1 pseudogene is annotated in these 220 nt (G+C 41.8%); it reads right to left on the reverse strand.

Annotated features, from left to right (window positions below):
* Positions 1–81: pseudogene (locus L6C30_RS14860) on the reverse strand (IS66 family insertion sequence element accessory protein TnpB); the annotation flags it as partial.
* Positions 82–220 lie beyond the last annotated feature (139 nt).

Consider the following 220-nt stretch of genomic DNA (forward strand, 5'->3'; position numbering starts at 1 on the left):
AATACTGAGTTTGAATTCTTTGCTGTATGTTCTGCGTTTTTTAGCAACAGGAGGTGTTGCTGAATATATATCCATGTTCATGGATTAAGTCCCCACTTGTTTTTAGGTGGGTAAGCGTCCGCTGAACCCCATGCCTATTTTTTAATTCGGTTCAGGTTTCCAGCGGTGTGGTAGCAATTCTTCAATCTGAGTCACTTTATGTGTCGGCAACCTTTTCAGC

Origin of the sequence: Acinetobacter sp. KAM396 (assembly GCF_021602765.1) — a bacterium.
GTDB lineage: Bacteria > Pseudomonadota > Gammaproteobacteria > Pseudomonadales > Moraxellaceae > Acinetobacter > Acinetobacter towneri_A.